General features: G+C 72.2%; 15 protein-coding genes and 1 pseudogene. 14 read left to right on the top strand and 2 right to left on the bottom strand.

The genetic code is table 11. The annotated features are described in order from the left end of the window. Positions 1-85: 85 nt before the first annotated feature. Complete coding sequence (locus ABZ562_RS04365) at positions 86-922, bottom strand: HAD family hydrolase (protein WP_361473833.1); 837 nt, start codon at positions 920-922, stop codon at positions 86-88. A gap of 454 nt (positions 923-1376) precedes the next feature. Between ABZ562_RS04365 and ssd the strand changes: the two genes are divergently transcribed. The 7 genes and pseudogenes from ssd to ABZ562_RS04330 all read left to right on the top strand — a co-directional run. Further along, positions 1377-2489, top strand: coding sequence for a septum site-determining protein Ssd (ssd, locus tag ABZ562_RS04360; protein WP_361473831.1), 1113 nt, complete (start codon positions 1377-1379; stop codon positions 2487-2489). Then, entirely contained in the window at positions 2486-3652 is a 1167-nt protein-coding gene (locus ABZ562_RS04355) for a TadA family conjugal transfer-associated ATPase (RefSeq protein WP_361473828.1), read from the top strand. Before ssd ends, ABZ562_RS04355 begins: the two co-directional genes overlap by 4 nt. Continuing rightward, positions 3649-4569, top strand: a complete 921-nt coding sequence (locus tag ABZ562_RS04350; protein WP_361473825.1) for a type II secretion system F family protein — start codon at positions 3649-3651, stop codon at positions 4567-4569. Before ABZ562_RS04355 ends, ABZ562_RS04350 begins: the two co-directional genes overlap by 4 nt. Continuing rightward, positions 4566-5408 (top strand): type II secretion system F family protein, encoded by an 843-nt coding sequence (locus tag ABZ562_RS04345; RefSeq protein ID WP_361473823.1) that lies wholly within the window; start codon positions 4566-4568, stop codon positions 5406-5408. Before ABZ562_RS04350 ends, ABZ562_RS04345 begins: the two co-directional genes overlap by 4 nt. Before the next feature lie 72 nt (positions 5409-5480). After that, positions 5481-5678, top strand: coding sequence for a DUF4244 domain-containing protein (locus tag ABZ562_RS04340; RefSeq protein WP_107096990.1), 198 nt, complete (start codon positions 5481-5483; stop codon positions 5676-5678). Beyond that, a complete protein-coding gene (locus ABZ562_RS04335) occupies positions 5665-6153 on the top strand; it encodes a TadE family type IV pilus minor pilin (protein WP_361473820.1) in 489 nt (162 codons plus the stop codon). Before ABZ562_RS04340 ends, ABZ562_RS04335 begins: the two co-directional genes overlap by 14 nt. 44 nt (positions 6154-6197) lie before the next feature. Beyond that, positions 6198-6557 (top strand): annotated as a pseudogene (locus ABZ562_RS04330) (Rv3654c family TadE-like protein); the annotation flags it as partial. Between the two features lie 33 nt (positions 6558-6590). On the opposite strand, the gene ABZ562_RS04325 reads toward ABZ562_RS04330, so the two are convergent. Then, positions 6591-9047, bottom strand: coding sequence for a DEAD/DEAH box helicase (locus ABZ562_RS04325; protein ID WP_361473817.1), 2457 nt, complete (start codon positions 9045-9047; stop codon positions 6591-6593). Between the two features lie 54 nt (positions 9048-9101). Here ABZ562_RS04325 and bldG point away from each other — a divergent pair, with 54 nt between their 5' ends. From bldG to topA, 7 genes are all read left to right on the top strand, one after another. After that, positions 9102-9443, top strand: coding sequence for an anti-sigma factor antagonist BldG (bldG, locus tag ABZ562_RS04320; RefSeq protein ID WP_361473814.1), 342 nt, complete (start codon positions 9102-9104; stop codon positions 9441-9443). 89 nt (positions 9444-9532) lie between these two features. Then, positions 9533-9973, top strand: a complete 441-nt coding sequence (locus tag ABZ562_RS04315) for an ATP-binding protein (RefSeq protein ID WP_361473811.1) — start codon at positions 9533-9535, stop codon at positions 9971-9973. A 415-nt stretch (positions 9974-10388) separates the two neighbouring features. Further along, entirely contained in the window at positions 10389-12827 is a 2439-nt protein-coding gene (locus ABZ562_RS04310) for a sodium-translocating pyrophosphatase (RefSeq protein ID WP_361473808.1), read from the top strand. 260 nt (positions 12828-13087) lie between these two features. Then, positions 13088-13654 (top strand): small secreted protein, encoded by a 567-nt coding sequence (locus ABZ562_RS04305; RefSeq protein WP_361473805.1) that lies wholly within the window; start codon positions 13088-13090, stop codon positions 13652-13654. A 145-nt stretch (positions 13655-13799) separates the two neighbouring features. After that, complete coding sequence (locus ABZ562_RS04300) at positions 13800-15362, top strand: class I SAM-dependent methyltransferase (RefSeq protein ID WP_361473802.1); 1563 nt, start codon at positions 13800-13802, stop codon at positions 15360-15362. Positions 15363-15541: 179 nt separating this feature from the next. After that, a complete protein-coding gene (locus ABZ562_RS04295; protein WP_361473799.1) occupies positions 15542-15739 on the top strand; it encodes a hypothetical protein in 198 nt (65 codons plus the stop codon). Between the two features lie 209 nt (positions 15740-15948). Further along, positions 15949-18882 (top strand): type I DNA topoisomerase, encoded by a 2934-nt coding sequence (topA, locus tag ABZ562_RS04290; RefSeq protein WP_361473796.1) that lies wholly within the window; start codon positions 15949-15951, stop codon positions 18880-18882. Positions 18883-18937 lie beyond the last annotated feature (55 nt).

Genomic DNA, 18937 nt, shown 5'->3' with positions numbered 1-18937 from the left:
ACCCCTGGTCTCGCGGGCCGTCAACTCCTTTCTACTCCTGCGCGAAGCCAAGCGGAACCCCTCCACGCAGATCTTTGCGGCCAGGTCAAATCCGGGTATAAGGGGCGCGCCGTCGGCTGGCGTACCACACCAGACCGGCGGTGGCGGCGGCAGCGCCCACCGCGGCGACCGCGGCCAGGACCGGCCGCGGCGGCATGGACAGCGAGGGCAGCCGCTGCTTCAGCCGCACCGGGCGGTCGAAGGAGAGGACCGGCCAGCCGCGGGCGACCGCTTCGCGGCGCAGGGCCCGGTCGGGATTCACCGCGTGCGGATGGCCGACGGACTCCAGCATCGGCAGGTCGGTCCCCGAATCGCTGTAGGCGTAGCAGCGCGACAAGTCGTATCCCTCGGACTCGGCCAGCTCGGCGATCGCCTTCGCCTTCGTCGGCCCGTAGGCGTAGTACTCGACTTCCCCGGTGAAGACCCCGTCCTCGACGACCATGCGCGTGGCCACCACCCGGTCCGCGCCCAGCAACTCGCCGATCGGCTCCACGACCTCCGCGCCCGAGGTGCTGACGATCACCACATCGCGTCCCGCGGCGTGATGCTCCTCGATGAGGGAAGCCGCCTCGTCATAGATGATGGGATCGATCAGATCGTGCAGAGTCTCCGCGACGATCTCCTTCACCAGTTGGACATTCCAGCCGCGGCAGAGTGCCGAGAGGTACTCGCGCAACCGCTCCATCTGGTCGTGATCGGCGCGGCCGGCGAGGAAGACGAACTGGGCATAAGCAGTACGCAGTACGGCTCGACGGTTGATCAGCCCACCCCGGTAGAAGGACTTGCTGAAGGTGAGCGTGCTTGACTTCGCAATGACCGTCTTGTCCAGGTCAAAGAAGGCGGCTGTCCGGGGCAAGGAGTGGTTTTCCACGACGCCGAGCATAGGGCCCACCATTCGGCGTAAGCTCAGGCGCGTGGGTTTGCCTGAGAAGGCTCTCGGGTACACCATGGAAGTCACGGATCGTTCGCGACCGTGCTAACCCGGCCCGACTCCTCCCCCCCCGAGTCGGCCGTGGGGACGACCCCCGCTCTCCCCCCCGGCGGGGGTCGTCGCATGTCCGGACGCCTTTTCGGTGCTTTCACGAGATCTTGTTCCCCCCATCCGGGCCCGGGTGACTCCTGCTCCCCCACAGCCTGAACGGTTACCGTGCGTAATCGCTAGACTGCACTCCGGAAGTCACTGGTTTAGGTGACTGGGATATTCACAACTGATGAGTTGTCCACGGTTTTGGACCAAGATCCCCAAGATTTTCAGGATCGCGACACGGTGATTCTCCGCGTTGTTTGCACTCGCCGTTCGCGTGAGTGAGAGCGCGTAACGATATGGGGAGGGGATCGTGACTGCATCCATCACACCGGAACGGTCATCACCGGCAGAAGGACAACGCGGCAGACCGCTGATCATCACCGAGGACGAAGAGCTTCTCGACGATCTGCTGAGGCTGTGCGCCGCCGCCGGGGCCGAAGCCGAAGTGGCCCATGGCGCGCCCACCCGCCGGGGCAGTTGGGAAGGCGCACCGCTGATTCTCGTCGGGGACGACGCGGCGGCCGGGCTCCGCGGCCGCGTCCGCAGAGCGGGCGTGCTGCTCATCGGGCGCGATCTCGACGACCACGGCATCTGGCGCCGGGCGGTGGATCTCGGCGCCGACAATGTGGCCTTCCTGCCCGATGCCGAGACCTGGCTCGTGGACCGGATCGCCGATGTGGCGGAGGGAGTTGGCCAGCAGGCGGTCACCATCGGGGTCATCGGAGGCCGTGGCGGGGCCGGAGCCTCCACCCTCGCCTGCGCCCTGGCCGTCACGGCGGCCCGCTCGGGGCGGCGCACCATGCTCATCGACGGCGACCCGCTGGGCGGCGGCCTCGACGTGCTGCTCGGTGGCGAGGGGGCGGAGGGGCTGCGCTGGCCCGCCTTCGCCGAATCGCGCGGCCGGGTCGCCGGGAGCGCGCTGGAGGAGTCGCTGCCCGAGTTGCATTCCCTGCGGGTGCTGAGCTGGGACAGGGGGGATTCGGTCGTCATCCCGCCCTCGGCGATGCGCGCGGTGCTGGCCGCGGCCCGGCGGCGCGGCGGGGTCGTGGTGGTGGATCTGCCGCGCCGGGTGGACGAGGCGGCCGCCGAGGCACTCGCCCAGGTGGACCTCGGTCTGCTGGTCGTCCCGGCGGAGCTGCGCGCCGTCGCGGCCGCCCATCGGGTGGCGTCCACGGTGAGCATGGTGCTGAGCGATCTGCGCGCGGTGGTGCGGGGCCCCTGCGGGCCGGAGCTGGACGACGAGGAGATCGCACGGCTGCTCGGGCTGCCGCTGGCCGGTCAACTGCCTCCGGAGCCCGGGCTGCTGGACGCACTCGACGGAGGCGAGCCTCCGGGTGGCAGCGCGCGCGGCCCGCTGGGGCGGTTCTGCGCCGAATTCTGGGCACGGGCCCTGCCCGGCATGACGGGGGGTGTCACCGCATGAGCGTCGAAACCCCCGACCTGCTGGACGCGGTGCGGCTGCGGCTGGCGGAGAGCGGCGCGGAGCCGACTCCCGCCCGGGTGGCGGCCGCGCTGCGCGAGGAGGGTCGGCTGCTGGGCGACACCGAAGTGCTCGGTGTGGTCGCCGCCCTGCGTTCCGAACTGGTCGGCACCGGCCCCCTGGAGCCGCTGCTCGCCGCGCCGGACGTCACGGACGTGCTGGTCACCGCCCCCGACGAGGTGTGGGTGGACCGCGGTGCGGGGCTTGAGCGGACGGCCGTCGCCTTCGCCGACGCGGCCGCCGTGCGCAGGCTCGCCCAGCGGCTCGCCGCGGTGGCCGGGCGGCGGCTGGACGACGCCCGGCCGTGGGTGGATGCCCGGCTGCCGGACGGGACACGGCTGCACGCGGTGCTCCCGCCGGTGGCCGTCGGATCCACCTGCCTGTCGCTGCGGGTGGTGCGTCCGCGGGCGTTCTCGCTCGCCGAGCTGGTGGCCGCCGGGACCGTGCCGCCCGGCGGTGCGGAGCTGCTGCGGGCCATGCTGGACGCACGGCTGTCGTACGTGGTGAGCGGGGGCACCGGGTCCGGCAAGACGACGCTGCTGAGCACCCTCCTGGGGCTGGTCGGCCGGGAGGAGCGGATCGTCCTCGCCGAGGACTCGGCGGAGCTGCGGCCCGACCATCCCCATGTGGTCCGGCTGGAGACCCGCCCCGCCAACCAGGAGGGCCGGGGCCAGGTCACCCTGCGGGACCTGGTGCGCCAGGCGCTGCGGATGCGGCCCGACCGGCTCGTGGTCGGTGAGGTCCGCGGCCCCGAGGTCACCGATCTCCTGGGCGCGCTGAACACCGGCCATGAAGGCGGCTGCGGCACCGTCCACGCCAATACGGCGGGGGACGTACCGGCCCGGCTGGAGGCGCTGGGCTCGACCGCGGGCCTGGACCGGGCCGCGCTGCACAGCCAGTTGGCGGCCGCCCTGTCGGTCGTGGTCCATCTGGTGCGGGACCGCGGCGGACGGCGCAGGATCGCCGAGCTGCATGTGCTGGACCGGGATCGCGCGGGCTTCGTCACCACCGTGCCGGCCGCCGTATGGAGCCCGCGGGGCTTCGAGCGGGCGGCGGGCTGGCAGCGGCTCCAGCGCCTGTGTGGACGAGGCGGAGGCGCGTCATGACCGGCACCGGAGGGAACCCCGGGGCGCTGAGCCTCGGCGCGGCCTTGCTGTGCGCGGTGGTGGCCGCGTGGCTGCTCTCCGCGCGGGACCGCGAGCTGCGCCGGGCCAGGCTGCTGTTCGCGGGCGGCGGGCCCGCCGCGCCCACCGGGCCGGACCCGGCGCGGCGGCTGTCCGAGACGGCCGCATGGCTCAAGGAGCGCTGGCGGGTCAGGTACGGCGGGCGGATGGGGCGTGAGCTGCTGTGCCTGCCGCTGGGTTGTGTGCTCGCGGTGCTCGGCGCGTCGGTCCTGCCGCTGTTCGCCGCGGTGGCGGCCGTGCCGTTGGTCGGCCGCTGGTTGCGGGCCCGGCAGCGTGGCCGGGCCCGTGACCGGCGTGCGGTCGGGGTGATCGAGCTGTGCGGCACGGTGGCGGGCGAGCTGCGGGCGGGGCGGCAGCCCGGCGAGGCGCTGCTGTCCGTGCCCTCGGGAGACCTGGGGGAGCGATGGGGGCTGGTGTCCGCCGCCGCCAGGTTCGGCGGGGATGTGCCCGAGGCGTTGCGCAGGGCGGCCCGGCAGCCGGGCGCGGAGGGGCTGACCGGGGTCGCGGCCTGCTGGCAGGTGGCCGTCGACGAGGGCGCGGGGCTTGCCGCCGGGCTCGACCGGGTGGCCTCGGCGCTGCGCGCCGAGCGCGAGCAGCGGGAGACGCTGCGCGCCAGGCTGGCGGGGCCCAAGGTCACCGTCGTGGTGCTGGCCGTGCTGCCGGTCTTCGGGCTGGTGATGGGCTCCGCGCTGGGCACCGAGCCGCTGCATCAGCTCTTGCACACCCGGGTCGGGCTGGGCTGTCTGCTGGGCGGCTGTCTGCTGGAGTGGGCCGGGTTCGCCTGGCTCAGACGGTCGACGCGGGCGGCGCTCGCTCCCGGAAAGGCCGTCGGTCGATGAGTGCCGCCCTTGTCCACAGGCTGGGGATCGCGTTGTCCCTCATGGCCGCCGTCGCGTATGTGGGGATGGCGGTGGTGGAGGCCCGGCGGGACCGTGCCGCCGGGCGGCGTCTGGCGGCGCTGCTGCCGGGCGGGCGAGCGGATGCGGAGACGGACACCGGTGTGGCCCGGTGGCGGGTCAAGGCCTGGGAGCGCCGGCGTCCCCGGGTGGACGAGGGCGCGGCCCTGGCCTGGGCGGCTTCGCTCGGTGTCCTGCTGGCCGCTGTCGTCCTCTTCGGAGGACCGCTGGGGTGGGTTTCGGGGTCGGCGGCCGCGTATGGCGTCCGGCGGTGGCGGCGGCAGGCCGCCGCCGCGCGGTCAGGCGGCCGGTCCGGTGACGCGGGCGGCCAGGAGGCCGAAGCGGTGCGGCAGCTCCCGCTCGCCGCCGACCTGCTGGCGGCCTGTCTGGCCGCCGGGGCGGACCCGCGCACGGCAGCGGACGCGGTGGGCAAGTCGCTCGGCGGCCCGGTCGGCGAGCGGCTGGTCCGGACCGCCGCGGAGCTGCGGCTGGGAGGCGATCCCGCCGACGCCTGGGGGCGGCTTGGCGCATTGCCCGGCGCGCAAGGGCTGGCACGCGCCCTGGAGCACGCCGGGACCACGGGCGCCCCGGCGGTGGAGCCGGTGTCCCGGCTCGCCGCCGACAGCCGCGCTGAGCAGGGGAGGGAGGCGGGCCGACGCGCCGATCGGGCGAGCGTGCTGGCCACCGCCCCGCTCGGGGCCTGCTTCCTGCCCGCGTATCTGCTGATCGGTGTGGCCCCGGTGATGACCGGGCTGGCGGGCGGCCTGGCGGGCCACACCTGAGCACGGCGCCTCGGCCCGGTGCGGCACGAGGGGCCCGTATGTAGGCACATGACAGCTACGAGGGGGATCGAGATGGTCAAGCAGTGGTGGGTCCGGTGGCGCGCGGCGGTGCGTGCCCAGGCCGAGGCGGGAATGGCCACCGTCGAGTACGCGATGGGGACGCTGGCGGCGTGCGCCTTCGCCGCGGTGTTGTACAAGGTGGTGACGAGCGGGACCGTCAGCGGTGCGCTGCGATCGGTGATCGGACGAGCTCTCGATGCGCCGTTCTGAGGCACCGTCCACGGTGGGCCGGCCGGGCGCGCGGGCCGGGCTTCGCCCGCGGAGCGCACCGGCAGCTGCCCGCGCGGGAGCGGCCCGCGCGGGAGCGGTCCGCATCGGGTCGGACCGGGGCTTCGTCACCGCGGAGGCGGCTGTCGTCCTGCCGGTGCTGGCCCTGTTCGCCCTGATGCTGATCTGGAGCCTGATGGCCGCGTCCGCGCAGCTGAGTTGCGTGGACGCGGCCCGGGCCGGCGCCCGGGCGGCGGCGCGCTCGGAGCCGCGGGACGCCGTGATGGATGCCGTCCGGTCGGCCGCACCGCGTGGCGCGCGGGTGGAGCTGTGGCGGGACGGAGACCTGATGCGCGTGCGGGTCCGGACCCACGCGGTCGGCCCCGGCCCGCTGGCGCTCCGGCTGCACGCCGAGTCGACCGCACTCGCCGAGGACACGGTGGGCGCGATCGGCGCGGGGCGGGAGGCAGTCCGGTGAGCGGTGTCGTACGCCGGGCGGCGGCCGGTCGTGCGAGGCGTTCCGTGCGCGGGGCCGGCGAGCGCGGCGACCGGGGGTCGGCGACGGTATGGGCGGCGTTCGCCGCGACGGCGCTGTGCGCGGTGTTCGCGGTCGTGCTGGCGGCCGGGCAGGTCATGGTGGCGCGCCATCGGGCCGGCGGGGCCGCCGACCTGGCGGCGCTCGCCGCGGCGGACCACGGCCTGGAGGGGCCCGGGGTGGCGTGCCGCCTCGCCCGGCGGGTGGCCTCCGCCCAGGGCGCGCGCGTCGTGCGGTGCGCACTGAGCGGCGAGATCGCGGATCTCACGGCGGAGGTGCGGGCCGGGCCGTTCGCCCTTCGGGCCCGGGCGCGGGCAGGCCCCGCCGACACCCCCGTATCCGCCCCCGGCGGGCGATCGGCGGACGGGGCCGGGGTCCGGTCAGCCTTCGGCGGGCGGTTGGTCCGGAGCTTTGGCCAGGAGCGTCGTCAGCAGGCGGATGGCGGCCCTCTTGTCGAGCGGATCGTTCCCGTTGCCGCACTTCGGGGACTGGATGCAGGACGGGCAGCCCGCTTCGCACTCGCAGGCCGCGATCGCCTCGCGGGTGGCGGTCAGCCAGCGGGCGGCCGTGTGGAAGGCCCGCTCGGCGAAGCCCGCCCCGCCGGGGTGGCCGTCGTACACGAAGACGGTCGGCAGAAGCGTGTCGGGGTGCAGGGGGATCGACACCCCGCCGATGTCCCAGCGGTCACAGGTCGCGAAGAGCGGCAATATGCCGATGGAGGCGTGCTCGGCGGCGTGCAGGGCGCCGCCGAGGGCCTGGGGGTGCACCCGGGCCTCCTCCAGCTGGTCCTCGGTCACGGTCCACCACACGGCCCGGGTGCGCAGTGTGCGGGGCGGCAGGTCGAGCTTGGTCTCGCCCAGCACCTCACCGGTGATCAGCTTGCGGCGCAGGAAGGAGACGACCTGGTTGGTGACCTCGACGGATCCGAAGCACAGCCGCGCGTCACCCCACGGGATCTCGGTGGTGGTCTCCAGGATGGAGATCGCGGTGGTGTCGCGGGCGGTGGTCGAGTACGGCGGACTGGCCTCCTCCACCAGCGCGACCGAGTCCTCCAGGTCGAGCTGCCGGACGAGATAGCTCCGGCCCTGGTGGAGGTGGACGGCGCCCTCGTGCACGGTGGTGTGGGCGGCCGAGGCGTCCACGGTGCCCAGCAGCCGCCCGGTCCCCGCTTCCACGACCTGGACCGGGCTGCCGCCCTCCCCGCGGATGTCGGTGAGGTCGGCGGCGCGCTCGCGGCGGGTCCAGTGCCAGGCGGTCGCGCGGCGGCGCAGCAGCCTGCGTTGCTCCAGCTGCGGCAGCAGCTCCTCGGTGGCGGGGCCGAAGAGGTCCAGGTCCGCCTCGGTGAGCGGCAGCTCGGCGGCGGCCGCGCACAGGTGCGGCGCGAGGACGTACGGGTTGTCGGGGTCCAGCACGGTGGACTCGACGGGCTGCCGGAAGAGGGCGTCCGGGTGGTGGACGAGATAGGTGTCCAGCGGGTCGTCCCGGGCGACCAGGATCGCCAGGGCCCCCTGTCCGGTGCGGCCGGCCCGCCCCGCCTGCTGCCACAGGGAGGCGCGGGTGCCGGGATAGCCGGCCAGTACGACGGCGTCCAGACCGGCGATGTCCATGCCGAGTTCGAGGGCGGTGGTGGCGGCGAGGCCGAGGAGGTCACCGGAGTGCAGGGCCCGCTCCAGGGCGCGGCGCTCCTCGGGGAGATATCCCCCGCGGTAGGCGGCCACCCGGTCCGGCAGGGACCGGTCGACCTCCGCCAGCCGCTCCTGGGCGATCAGGGCGATCAGCTCGGCGCCGCGCCGGGAGCGCACGAAGGTGACGGTGCGGACGCCCTGGACGGCCAGGTCGGTGAGCAGGTCCGCGGACTCGGCGGTGGCCGTACGGCGGACGGGGGCGCCCTGTTCGCCGTGCAGCTCGGTCAGCGGCGGCTCCCACAGGGCGAAGACCACCTCGCCGCGGGGCGAGGTGTCCTCGGTGATCGCCGCGACCGGCACCCCGGTCAGCCGGGCGGCCGCCACGGCCGGGTCGGCGGAGGTGGCCGAGGCGAGCAGGAAGACGGGCGAGGAGCCGTAGCGCGCGCAGACCCGCCGCAGCCTGCGCAGTACCTGGGCGACATGGGAGCCGAAGACGCCGCGGTAGGTGTGGCACTCGTCGATGACGACGTAGCGCAGCGCGCGCAGGAAGGAGGACCATCTGGGGTGGCCCGGCAGGATGCCCCGGTGGAGCATGTCGGGGTTGGTGAGCACGTAGTTCGCGTACTGGCGGACCCACTCGCGCTCCTCCACCGGCGTGTCGCCGTCGTAGACCGCCGCCCGCACCCCGGTGCCGAGCGGGGCGGTGAGGTCGGCCAGCGCGCGGCGCTGGTCGGCGGCGAGCGCCTTGGTGGGCGAGAGGTACAGGGCGGTCGTGCCCCGCCCGCTGGGCTCCTCCGAGCCGTCCAGCAGGGTGCTGAGCACGGGGGCGAGGTAGGCCAGGGACTTGCCGGAGGCGGTGCCGGTGGCCACGACCACGGATTCACCGCGCAGGGCGTGGGCGGCCGTGCGGGCCTGGTGGGCCCATGGGCGCTCGATTCCGGCGGCCCGGATGGCGTCGATCACTTCCGGCCGGATCGGCGAAGGCCAGTCGGCATGGCTGCCGAGACGCGGGGGCAAGTGCTCCGTATGAGTGATGCGCGCGCCTCGGCCCGCTCCGGTGCCGAGCCGGTCGAGAACGGCCCGGGGCGAGGGGCGTATGCCCGCCTGCCGCGGGAGTTGGTTGTGGGCCATCGACACCGAGTGTGTCACTGGTCTGACGGACAATGGGCTCAAGGCGTCGTGCACGCCTGCTGGTAAGTGATTGAATGCCATCGCGGCTGCCGATCCATGGGGGGCGACCGCTCGATGCAAGGTGCTGGAGGATCCGTGGACCTGTCCCTGTCGACTCGGACCGTTGGCGACCGCACGGTCGTCGAGGTCGGTGGCGAGATTGATGTATATACCGCGCCCAAGCTGCGCGAGCAGCTGGTCGAGCTTGTCAACGACGGTAGCTACCACCTGGTCGTCGACATGGAGGGCGTCGACTTTCTCGACTCCACCGGGCTCGGCGTGCTCGTCGGCGGGCTCAAGCGCGTACGTGCCCATGAGGGCTCACTGCGTCTGGTGTGCAACCAGGAGCGCATTCTCAAGATCTTCCGTATCACCGGCCTGACCAAGGTGTGTCCCATCCACACCTCGGTCGAGGACGCTGTCGCGGCGACTGACTGACCAGTCACCGCGGGAAGACCACCAAGGGGGTTCCGGGCGATTTCGCCCGGCCCCCCGATCTGCACGCCCATACGCCCGAGGGGGATGGCATGGCCACTGTCGAACTCCGCTTCAGCGCGCTTCCCGAGCACGTCAGGACCGCCCGGCTGGTCGCGGCTGCCGTGGCGCGTCGTGCGGGGGTGGACGAGGCCGTGCTCGACGAGGTGCGGCTCGCGGTCGGCGAGGCCTGCACCCGTGCGGTGGGGCTGCACCTGAGCAACGGGGTGGACGCCCCGGTGCGGGTGGCGCTCACCGAGGAGGAGAAGAAGTTCTCCATCGAGGTCGGCGATGAGTCGCCCACCTCGGCGGGGCACACCCCCGGCTCCCATCCGGATGTGGACGACGACGGCGCGGCGGAGGCCGAGACCGAGGACGAGATGGGCCTCGCGGTCATCAGCGGGCTCGTCGACGACGTCGAGGTGACGACCAGCGAGACCGGCGGTGTGATCCGCATGAGCTGGCCCGCCTCGCCGCAGTCCCTCGTGCCGTAACGATCCGCCGCCATTCCGCTCGATCTGCCGTGACCTCCGGGCCGGCCGTCCCCGTGACGGCCGGCCCGGTCGTCGTTCCGGGGGTTCCGGAGTTTCCGGTCGGGTCCGGGGCGCGTTCAGGGTGCCCGGAAAACCGCTCTGAACAGCACTTTTCATAGTGCACTGAGATCGTTTATGGAGATCATTCCACACCCGTCAGTTAATTGTTGACCTTCCTCCTTCCGGAGGAATTCCCGGGGCCCAAACCTATTGATCTTCGCTGGTGCAGGCGAATTCCCATTCCGGCGCCCTGTTTTGATCGTGTGACGCTACCTACAATCCGTCCACATCTTGAGCTCAGGACGCCTGAGCGTGGCGGCTCTTCTGCGGTCGCAGAACTGCTGCGCGCCCATGTGCCAAACGTCAAGGAGGACGAATGGCGGGGCCTCTCACCCCTCATCAGCTGGACCTCACCACGACCCTGGCCGCCGCAGAACTGACCGACGACAATCGTGTGATCGTGATGGTGATCGCCGCGGTCGCGGTCGCGGCGCTCGCGGTCGCCGTGGTGCTGGTACGACAAGTGCTCGCGGCCGGCGAGGGCACGGACAGTATGAAGAAGATCGCCGAGGCCGTTCAGGAAGGCGCGAATGCCTATCTGGCCCGGCAGCTGCGCACGCTCGGCGGATTCGCCGTCGTCGTGTTCTTCCTGCTCATGTTGTTGCCGGCGGATGACTGGCCACAGCGCATCGGGCGGTCGGTGTTCTTTCTGATCGGCGCCGGATTCTCGGCGGCCACCGGCTATATCGGCATGTGGCTCGCGGTGCGCAGCAATGTGCGCGTCGCCGCCGCGGCGCGGGAAGCCACCCCCGAGGCCCCCACCACTCCGGTCAACGGGGATTCCGCGTCGTCCGCTCCCGGGAAGCCGAACGTGGATCTGACGGCGGTCTCGCACAAGGCAATGAAGATCGCTTTCCGCACGGGCGGCGTGGTCGGCATGTTCACCGTGGGGCTCGGCCTGCTGGGCGCCTCCTGCGTGGTGCTCGTGTACGCGGCCGACGCGCCCAAGGTGCTGGAGGGCTTCGGTCTCGGCGCCGCGCTGATCGCGATGTTCATGAGGGTCGGCGGCGGCATCTTCACCAAGGCCGCCGACGTCGGTGCCGACCTGGTCGGCAAGGTCGAGCAGGGAATCCCCGAGGACGACCCGCGCAATGCCGCGACCATCGCGGACAACGTGGGCGACAACGTCGGCGACTGCGCGGGCATGGCCGCCGACCTGTTCGAGTCGTACGCCGTGACCCTGGTCGCCGCGCTGATCCTCGGCAAGGCGGCCTTCGGCGACGCGGGCCTCGCCTTCCCCCTGCTCGTCCCGGCCATCGGTGTGATCACCGCCATGATCGGGATCTTCGCCGTGGCGCCGCGCCGCGCCGACCGCAGCGGGATGTCGGCCATCAACCGCGGCTTCTTCATCTCCGCGCTGATCTCGATGGCGCTGGTGGCGACCGCGGTCTTCACCTATCTGCCGTCCAGCTACGGCGACCTCGACGGCGTCACCAACCGCGAGATCCTCGGCCACAGCGGTGACCCGCGGGTGCTCGCGCTGGTCGCCGTCGCCATCGGCATCGTGCTCGCCGCGCTCATCCAGCAGCTCACGGGCTACTTCACCGAGACCAGCCGACGTCCCGTGCGGGACATCGGCAAGACCTCGCTGACCGGCCCGGCCACCGTGGTGCTCTCCGGTATCTCGGTGGGCCTGGAGTCCGCCGTCTACTCGGCGGTGCTGATCGGGCTCAGCGTCTACGGCGCGTTCCTGCTCGGCGGAACTTCGATCATGCTGGCGCTGTTCGCGGTCGCGCTCGCCGGGACCGGTCTGCTCACCACCGTCGGCGTCATCGTCGCGATGGACACCTTCGGTCCGGTCTCCGACAACGCGCAGGGCATCGCCGAGATGTCCGGCGATGTCGAGGGCGCGGGCGCCCAGGTGCTCACCGACCTCGACGCGGTCGGCAACACCACCAAGGCGATCACCAAGGGCATCGCCATCGCGACGGCGGTGCTCGCCGCGGCGGCGCTGTTCGGCTCGTACCGCGACGCCATCGCGGAGGCCGTCTCCGAGGTGCACACCTCGGTGGCCGGGCAGATGAACCTCAGCCTGGACATCTCGCAGCCCAACAACCTGGTCGGTCTCGTCCTCGGCGCCGCCGTCGTCTTCCTCTTCTCGGGGCTGGCGATCAACGCGGTGTCGCGGTCGGCCGGCGCGGTGGTCTTCGAGGTGCGGCGACAGTTCCGGGAGAAGCCCGGGATCATGGACTACAGCGAGACGCCGGAGTACGGGCGGGTCGTCGACATCTGCACCAAGGACGCGCTGCGCGAGCTGGCCACCCCCGGCCTGCTGGCGGTCCTGGCGCCGATCGCCGTCGGCTTCGCCTTCGGGGTCGGCGCGCTCGGCTCGTTCCTGGCCGGGGCGATCGGCACCGGCACCCTGATGGCGGTCTTCCTCGCGAATTCCGGAGGCGCCTGGGACAACGCGAAGAAGCTGGTGGAGGACGGGCACCACGGCGGCAAGGGCAGCGAGGCCCATGCCGCGACGGTGATCGGCGACACGGTCGGCGACCCGTTCAAGGACACCGCCGGTCCCGCGATCAACCCGCTGCTGAAGGTCATGAACCTGGTGGCGCTGCTGATCGCGCCGGCGGTCGTGAAGTTCAGTTACGGCGACAACGCGAGCCCGGGGCTCCGGGCGGGGATCGCCGCGCTGGCCGTCGCGATCATCGTCGGCGCCGTCTACGTCTCCAAGCGGCGGGGAATCGCCGTGGGTGACGAAGGCAACTCCGAACGCGTCGCGAAGTCGGCCGACGCGGCGGTGGTGTCCTGACCCGGGAACCGGCCCGGGAACGATCAGGGGGACGCATGAGCCCCCGTGGCATGCGGGCGGACGGTGTGCGACGGCATGCCGTCCGCCCGCAGCCGTGCCCGCCTTTCCGCCCGTTGGCGCGATGGACACGATGAGGCGGATGGCACACCGAGCTTGGTTCAAATGGCTTCAAAAGTATCCATACAGGATGCTCGGCAGAAGGTCCGAGCGGCTCGGACGTGTATGTTCCGGGGCCGAGAGCCATGGAAGGGACCAATCCGGTGAACAAGAAGCTTGTGGCACTGTCCGGCGGTGCGGCACTCGTACTGGCGCTGAGCGGCTGTGGCGGCGGCGATGAGGGTGACAAGAAGGTCAACGACTGGGCCAAGTCGGTCTGTGACCAGGTGCAGCCGCAGCTGAAGAAGATTCAGGGCGCCAACGCCTCCATCCAGGCGGCGTCCGACGAGCAGGACTCCAAGAAGCTCCAGCAGACGGACTCCAAGGCGTTCCAGCAGATCTCCGAGTCCTACGCGGCGCTCGCCACGGCGGTGCGGAAGGCGGGCGCCCCGCCCGTCGACAACGGCGAGCAGGTCCAGAAGCAGGCCGTGAAGGAGCTGAACGCCACCTCCAAGGCGTACAACGACCTGAAGACGACCGTCGACAAGCTCGAGACCTCGGACAAGTCCAAGTTCGCCGAGGGCCTCAAGGGCGTCGCCGACGAGCTCGACAAGCTCAGCAAGTCGGGAGACCAGGCCCTGAAGCAGCTGCAGGAGGGCAAGGTCGGCACCGCGATGTCGAAGCAGCCCGGCTGCCAGAAGCCGAAGACCGGCGCCACCAGCGCCACGTAGGGGGCGCCACCAGCGCCACGTAGGGCGCGAAGGTCCGCCCGCACGCCCCTGTTGTCGAGTTGCCGAGTTATCCCCACCGGGTGGCTTGTCCACAGGCCGCCGCCCGTCGTCGCCGACGGTCGGCTGTTGCCCCGACAATGGGGGCGTGAGTACGCACCAGCCCTCCTCCCGCCTCCCGATCGCCGACCCCGAGCGCACCGCCCGCCTCCGCGAAGCGCTGTTGGCCGCCTCGTTCACCGCTGACGGCCTGCTGGATCTGCTCGGCGCGTCCGCCTACGCCGCCTTGGCCCGCGGCGAGACCGTCCCCGCGCTGCGCGCGGCCCGGGGCGACAGCCCGCTGGAGATCCTGGTGCGGCTGTTCCTGCTGCAGCGCCCGGTGCCCCACGAACCGGCGGCCGCCGCCCTGCCGGTGGCGGACTGCCTCACCGACGGCTGGCTGGTGCGGGACGGCTCCGAGGTGCGCGCGCGTGTCGACGTGCGCCCCTACGGCGGCCCCGAGGGCCAGGACTGGTGGATCGTCTCCGACCTGGGCTGCGCGGTCGGCGGTGCCGGAGGCATCGGCGGGCCCGGCGGCGCCCGCGGGGCCGCGGACCGTTCCCGGCTCGTCCTCGGGGTCGGCGGCGCGTCCACCACGCTGGCCGGTCTCACCATCCGTACGCCCGTCAAGCGGGCTCTCGACCTCGGCACCGGCTCCGGCATCCAGGCGCTGCACGCGAGCCGGCACGCCGCCCACGTCACCGCCACCGACCCCAATCCGCGCGCCCTGGACATGGCCCGGCTCACCCTCGCCCTGTCCGGGGCGCCGGAGCCGGATCTGCGCGAGGGGTCGCTCTTCGAGCCGGTCGGCGGCGAGACGTACGACCTGATCGTGTCGAACCCGCCGTTCGTGATCTCGCCCCGCTCCGCGGAGGGCGACCGGCTGGTCTACCGGGACGGCGGTATGGGCGGGGACGATCTGTGCCGCACCCTCGTCCAGCAGGCGGCCGGTCATCTGGGCGACGGCGGCTGGTGCCAGCTGCTCGCCAACTGGAGCCATGTCCGGGGGGAGGACTGGCGCGAGCGGCTGGCCGCCTGGGTGCCGCCCGGCTGCGACGCCTGGATCGTGCAGCGCGAGGTGCAGGACGTCGCGCAGTACGCCGAGCTGTGGCTGCGGGACGCGGGAGAGCACCTCGCCGGGCCCGAGGCGTACGCGGCGCGCTACGACGCCTGGCTGGACGAGTTCGAGGCGCGCGGGACCACGGCCGTCGGATTCGGCTGGATCACCCTGCGCAAGTCCGGCGCCGACCGGCCGTCGGTGACGGTGGAGGAGTGGCCGCATCCGGTCGAGCAGCCGCTGGGGGAGGCCGTGGCGGCCCACTTCGACCGGCAGGACTTCCTGCGCGCGCACGACGACGCCGCGCTGCTGACGGCCCGCTTCCGGCTCGCCGACGAGGTGGTCCAGGAGCAGGTCGGGCTGCCCGGCGCGGAGGACCCCGAGCACGTGGTGCTCCGGCAGAACCGGGGCATGCGGCGCGCGACCAAGGTCGACACGGTGAGCGCGGGGTTCGCGGGGGTGTGCGACGGCACACTGAGCGCCGGCCGGATCCTGGACGCGATCGCCCAGCTGCTCGGGGAGGACCCGGTGGTGCTGCGCGACCGCACCCCGCAGTCCATCCGGCTCCTGGTCGAGCAGGGCTTTCTGCAGCCGGTGGCCGACGAGGTGCCGTAGGTCCGTACCCCGGCGCGTAGCGCGCGCCGGGGTACGCCGGGGGAGCGCTCGCGCGCTCCCCTTGCCCCCGCATGGCGGGAAGCCGCCGCCGGGGACGTGAACACGGCCGGAAACGGCGGTCGTGCGCCGTTCACCCCGGGTTCGTGCGTACGCCTCCGGCGCGTGTCACGCTCCGGCTCATGGAGAGCGGACCTGCGATCTTCGCCGGAGCGGCATTCGTGTTGTTCGGTACGGCCCTGCTGCTGTGGACAGCGGTGCGGCTGAAGCTGCGCGCGCCGGTCGCCGACGGTGTGAGTCCCGTCGCTTCCGCGACCCTCTCCCTTCTCTTCGCCGCCGCCTCCCTGGGCGGCGGGATCTGGTGCCTGGGTTACGCCTGACAGGGCGCCTTCCGCGAGGCTTGTGCCGGTCCGGGCGGCAGACAGGACGCTTGTCGGGTTACCGTTCGAGTGGCGTTGCGGGCTTTTTCCGTTTGACACGGGGGCGGGATGTACCGTCACACTCCGCAGCGTCACCGTAGAGGGGCGTGTACGCGTTACCCGCGCTGCATCGCCCGTTCACCGAGCGTCGACCGGAGAGAAGAGCGAAGTTGTCCCCGACCACCAGCGAGACCGCACAGGGCGGCCGCCGACTCGTCATCGTCGAGTCGCCTGCCAAGGCGAAGACGATCAAGGGCTACCTGGGCCCGGGCTACGTGGTCGAGGCGAGCGTCGGGCACATCCGGGACCTGCCGAACGGTGCGGCCGAGGTTCCCGACAAGTACACCGGCGAGGTGCGCCGGCTCGGCGTGGACGTCGATCATGACTTCCAGCCCGTCTACGTGGTGAACGCGGACAAGAAGAGCCAGGTCAAGAAGCTCAAGGAGCTGCTCGCCGAGTCCGACGAACTCTTCCTCGCCACCGATGAGGACCGGGAGGGCGAGGCCATCGCCTGGCACCTCCAGGAGGTCCTCAAGCCCAAGGTGCCGGTCCGCCGGATGGTCTTCCACGAGATCACCAAGGACGCGATCCGCGAGGCCGTCGCCAATCCGCGCGAGCTGAACAAGCGCCTGGTCGACGCCCAGGAGACCCGCCGCATCCTGGACCGCCTCTACGGCTACGAGGTCTCGCCGGTCCTGTGGAAGAAGGTCATGCGGGGCCTGTCCGCGGGCCGCGTCCAGTCGGTGGCCACCCGTCTCGTCGTCGAGCGCGAGCGCGATCGCATCGCCTTCCGCTCCGCCGAGTACTGGGACCTGACCGGCACCTTTGCCACCGGCCGGGCCGGTGACGCCAGCGATCCGGGCACCTTCGGCGCCCGGCTGTCCGCCGTGGACGGCCGCCGGGTCGCCCAGGGCCGTGACTTCACCTCGCTGGGGCAGCTCAAGAATGGGCAGCGCGAAGCCTCGATTGAGGGCGGTGGTGGGCGACGGGAGGGCGGCGCCAACGTCCTGCACCTGGACGAGGCGGATGCCCGCGCCCTGGCCGCCGCCCTCGCGGAAACCGCCTTCACGGTGCGGTCCGTCGAGTCCAAGCCGTACCGCCGCTCGCCGTACGCCCCGTTCCGTACGACGACGCTGCAGCAGGAGGCCAGCCGCAAGCTCGGCTTCGGCGCCAAGGCCACCATGCAGGTCGCGCAGAAGCTGTATGAGAACGGCTACATCACCTATATGCGTACCGACTCCACCATCCTCTCCGACACGGCGGTGGCGGCGGCCCGGGCGCAGGTCACGCAGCTGTACGGCGCCGACTACCTGCCGGACAAGCCGCGGTCGTACGCCGGGAAGGTGAAGAACGCGCAGGAGGCGCACGAGGCCATTCGCCCCTCGGGTGATCGTTTCCGCACCCCGGCGGAGACCGGTCTGACCGGCGACCAGTTCCGGCTGTACGAGCTGATCTGGAAGCGGACCGTCGCCTCCCAGATGAAGGACGCGGTCGGCAACTCCGTCACCGTCAAGATCGGTGGCCGGGCGAGCGACGGCCGGGACGCGGAATTCTCCGCCTCCGGCAAGACGATCACCTTCCACGGCTTCATGAAGGCCTACGTGGAGGGCGCCGACGACCCGAACGCCGAGCTGGACGACCGCGAGCGCCGGCTCCCGCAGGTCGCCGAGGGCGACGGGCTCGCCGCGGAGGAGATCACCGTCGACGGCCACGCCACCAAGCCCCCGGCCCGCTACACCGAGGCGTCGCTGGTCAAGGAGCTGGAAGAGCGCGAGATCGGCCGTCCGTCCACGTACGCCACGATCCTCGGCACCATCCTCGACCGCGGCTATGTGTTCAAGAAGGGCACCGCGCTGGTGCCGTCCTTCCTGAGCTTCGCCGTGGTCAACCTGCTGGAGAAGCACTTCGGCCGGCTGGTCGACTACGACTTCACCGCGAAGATGGAGGACGACCTCGACCGCATCGCCCGTGGTGAGGCCCAGGCCGTGCCGTGGCTGAAGCGGTTCTACTTCGGCGAAGGCGTGAACGGCGGTGACGTCGTCGAGGGTGCCGCGGCCGAGGCCGGGAACGGCGACGGCGATCACCTCGGCGGCCTGAAGGAGCTGGTCACCGACCTGGGCGCGATCGACGCCCGGGAGATCTCGTCCTTCCCCGTGGGCGACGGGATCATGCTGCGCGTCGGCCGCTACGGCCCGTACGTCGAGCGTCCGTCCCAGACCGAGGGCGAGACCGGGCACCGCGCCGACGTCCCGGACGACCTGCCGCCGGACGAGCTGACCGTGGCGTACGCGGAGGAGCTGCTCGCCAAGCCGAGCGGCGACTTCGAGCTGGGCACCGACCCGGAGACCGGGCGCCCGATCGTCGCCAAGGACGGCCGCTACGGTCCGTACGTCACCGAGGTGCTGCCCGACGACACCCCGAAGACCGGGAAGAACGCGGTCAAGCCGCGCACCGCCTCGCTCTTCAAGTCGATGTCCCTGGACACGGTGACCCTCGCGGACGCGCTCAAGCTGATGTCGCTGCCGCGCGTGGTCGGCACCGACCCCGAGGGCACCGAGATCACCGCGCAGAACGGCCGCTACGGCCCGTATCTGAAGAAGGGCACCGACTCGCGCTCGCTGGAGAGCGAGGAGCAGCTCTTCACCATCACGGTCGACGAGGCGCTGGCGATCTACGCGCAGCCCAAGCAGCGCGGCCGGGCCGCGGCCAAGCCGCCGCTGAAGGAGCTGGGCACCGACCCGGTCAGCGAGAAGCCGGTCGTGGTCAAGGACGGCCGCTTCGGCCCGTACGTCACGGACGGCGAGACCAACGCGACGCTGCGCCGGGACGACGACGTCGAGACGATCACGCCCGAGCGCGGCTACGAGCTGCTGGCGGAGAAGCGCGCCAAGGGCCCGGCCAAGAAGACCGCCAAGAAGGCGGCGAAGAAGACCACGGCCAAGAAGACGGCGGCGAAGAAGACCACCGCGAAGAAGACGGCCGCGAAGAAGACGGCCGCCACGAAGACCGCGGCCACGAAGACCGCGGCGAAGAAGACCGCGGCCAAGAAGACGGCCGCGAAGAAGACCACCGCGGCCACGAAGACCGCGGCCAAGGCGGAGTAGCCACCCGGCTCGTCCCCACGTCATCCGCGTCCCCCCGCCCGTTTGTTCGGCCGGG

Origin of the sequence: Streptomyces sp. NPDC019937 (assembly GCF_040631655.1) — a bacterium.
GTDB lineage: Bacteria > Actinomycetota > Actinomycetes > Streptomycetales > Streptomycetaceae > Streptomyces.
Note: the sequence above shows the minus strand (reverse complement) of the source record. Positions and strands in the feature narration are given on the sequence as shown.